Raw genomic sequence first — 2,612 nt, 5'->3', positions numbered from 1 at the left:
ATCCTGATCGAACGTGATAGTTATCGTTCCCGACGTCGCCACGCCCGTCGAACCAACACTAATGCTCACTACTTTCGGACCACCCGACATCGTGAAGTTAATCACTGCTGGATCAGGGATCGCACTACCGTCGATGGCTTCAACTTTCTCGAGCGTGAGAACGAATTCTGCGTTCCTTGTAAGTTCCTTTTCGGGAGTAATAATCACTCGTTTTTCATCGGTAGAAACTTTCGCTGCGACCACTTGCCCATCCTTGGTTTTGAGCGTAGCTTCGGCTATATCGAGTTCTTTGTCATATTCAAATGTGAAGCTTGCCGGTTTGTCATAAATGGTTTGGCTATCCGAAACCGATCCGCTCACAAGAGCGAGGGCGCGCAGTGTTGTGAATTCCCCCTCCCCTATGTCGGCTATTTTTTTATCTTCAAAATATCGTGAGAGCGAAGCGCTATACTTTTCGCCCTGAGCCAAATCGAGCGACGTGATATCACAGGAAAGCTTTGAATCATCGTGATCACAATCGACGGCTTTCACCGATTTTTAACTTATATTCAAACACTTCATCGTGCCCACTGAGCGCTATCTCGATCGGCCGCGTTACGGGAAGCGTTTTTCCCACAAAATCAGAGACCTTTGCCGAAGGAGGATCACCCACTTGAATAGAGAATTTCTTTGCCATGAACCAACTACCAAACGGTGATACGGCGACGACTGTATTTCCTGGTTTCGGAGGATCGACGGGAGCAAAACAAGTTTTCAGAGATGCCAATGGGAACCCCGCTACCGTAAACACGTCCGCCGCCTGAGCTTTAAAAATCGCACCATCGGATTGCTTCATAAGGCTTGGGAGCAATGTTAATTGGGGTGTGCAATCCTGTCCCGTATACGCAAAGGTAACCTGTTTCGCGAAACCAAAAAGCAGGCCGTAGCCCGCTAAGAATACAAAAATACCCGAGATGATAACGCGTTTATTAAGCGATAAATGATTCCATCGATAAGAGAGCTTTTTTACTGTCTGTTTTACGTTCACTCTCCCTATTTTACCACGAGCGGTATGGGTGTGCGGGCTAGCTGGCACTCCGGACGGCGGTTTGGAGGGCCTGAAATGCATCTTGCTTTAGTGCAACCAGGTCGACTCCGTCGATAACATTACCATTCGCGACAAGATCAACCTCGGTCCGTTCAATCCCGCCATGACTCCCTTCAAGAAGATCCCGAATTAGAATAGTATGAAATGCGCTCATTGATATACTCGATTCATCAATTGAAAATATAACATTGAGAGTAACTTTTCTCGTACTGCTTCCCTTGATCTCAATACGTTGCATAAGCTCTAATGAAAGTTGCCCTTCATCGACTGATGCTACCTCTATATCAAGGTATTTTTGAGTTAATTTCAGAGAATCCTCAATCGACAATCTTAATGAATCAGTGATGTCGCCATATGCCTCTAAGTAATTCTTATCCGCGGGAGACTCATGCTGAGCAATAATCGCTTCAACCGCAGCATCGGAAACTTTTTTCCTTGCCTCCTGCTCATCCATACCCTCGTCCACCATTTGCTTTATGAGGCGCACCGCCTGTCCCATAATACGGTCTATCGGGCGAACAAACCCTTCTTTCACCTCCTGGCCCATTGACTGGTTGAGCTCTTGATCCAGTTTTACTCTGGCGTTATAAGCCTCATAGGCATCATCACCAACCGCTCCCCGAATATGTTTCTCAATAATAGCGTCGATTTCCGTCAGCGCAACAACCATCTCTCCATCAATGGAGCCACTGTGATCACCAGGATCTCGAGGATCGTGAGGTTGCTCGGTCATATACTGTTTATGGTAACATTTTTATCGCCTCGTATAAACTTCACCCCTGTTAAGACAAAGAAAAAGACCCTCCTATTCGGAGGGTCTTTTTATAATTCGGCACCGTGCTAGTTTCCCACTTGTGGCAGTATAATCGCCGCTGCTGAGCTTGACTTCTGTGTTCGGAATGAGAACAGGTATTTCCTCAGCGCCATGGGCACCGAAGTAAGGTTTTTAGTCGCTTTGCGCTGATATAAAGAGATCAGTGGGACAAAAACCTTGCTTCGATGTCCTTACGACACTAGTATGCACGGTTAACTTGAATGTAAGCTTAAAATTTTTACTTTGATTGACGCTTATTTGTGTAATCACGAAGTGATTATCACCAAATACTAGTTAAGTCTACTTTTTCACCTCTGTTAAACCGAAGCTTAACGTCGATGAAAAAGACATAAAAAGGCAGTGGGACTATTAGTATACTTTAGCTGCACGTATTGCTACGCTTCTACCTTGTACCTATCAAACAGATATTCTTTCTGTGTCCTCATAGGGAAATCTAATCTTGAAGTTAGTTTCGTGCTTAATATGCTTTCAGCACTTATCTATTCCGAATTTAGCTACTCGACAATGCGGCAGGTGGCCACAATCGATACACCAGAGATTCGTCCACCCCGGTCCTCTCGTACTAAGGGCAGATCTCCTCAAATTTCCTATCGTCCGTACCGGATATAAACCGAACTGTCTCACGACGTTCTGAACCCAGCTCGCGTACCACTTTAATCGGCGAACAGCCGAACCCTTGGAAGGTGCTCC

Annotated in this window: 3 protein-coding genes and 2 rRNA genes; all 5 read right to left on the bottom strand. The window is 45.8% G+C overall.

From position 1 onward, the window contains the following. A partial coding sequence (locus M0R47_RS21710; protein WP_292558441.1) for a hypothetical protein occupies positions 1 to 531 on the bottom strand: 531 nt, incomplete at its 3' end. Further along, positions 512 to 1,027 (bottom strand): hypothetical protein, encoded by a 516-nt coding sequence (locus tag M0R47_RS21705; protein ID WP_292558440.1) that lies wholly within the window; start codon positions 1,025 to 1,027, stop codon positions 512 to 514. The genes M0R47_RS21705 and M0R47_RS21710, both read right to left, overlap by 20 nt. A 37-nt stretch (positions 1,028 to 1,064) precedes the next feature. After that, the gene (locus M0R47_RS21700) at positions 1,065 to 1,820 is read right to left on the bottom strand and encodes a hypothetical protein (protein ID WP_292558439.1); all 756 of its coding nucleotides are present in this window, start codon (positions 1,818 to 1,820) and stop codon (positions 1,065 to 1,067) included. A 94-nt stretch (positions 1,821 to 1,914) separates the two neighbouring features. Further along, positions 1,915 to 2,024 (bottom strand): 5S ribosomal RNA (gene rrf, locus M0R47_RS21695). Between the two features lie 225 nt (positions 2,025 to 2,249). Beyond that, positions 2,250 to 2,612 (bottom strand): 23S ribosomal RNA (locus tag M0R47_RS21690); the annotation flags it as partial.

Origin of the sequence: Methylobacter sp., from assembly GCF_023227905.1 — a bacterium.
Classification (GTDB): Bacteria; Pseudomonadota; Gammaproteobacteria; order Methylococcales; family Methylomonadaceae; genus Methylobacter_A.
Note: the sequence above shows the minus strand (reverse complement) of the source record. Positions and strands in the feature narration are given on the sequence as shown.

Excerpts from the sequence above, each read along its gene's own strand:
- M0R47_RS21700 (WP_292558439.1), bottom strand. The coding sequence starts at position 1,820 with ATGACCGAGCAACCTCACGATCCTCGAGATCCTGGTGATCACAGTGGC.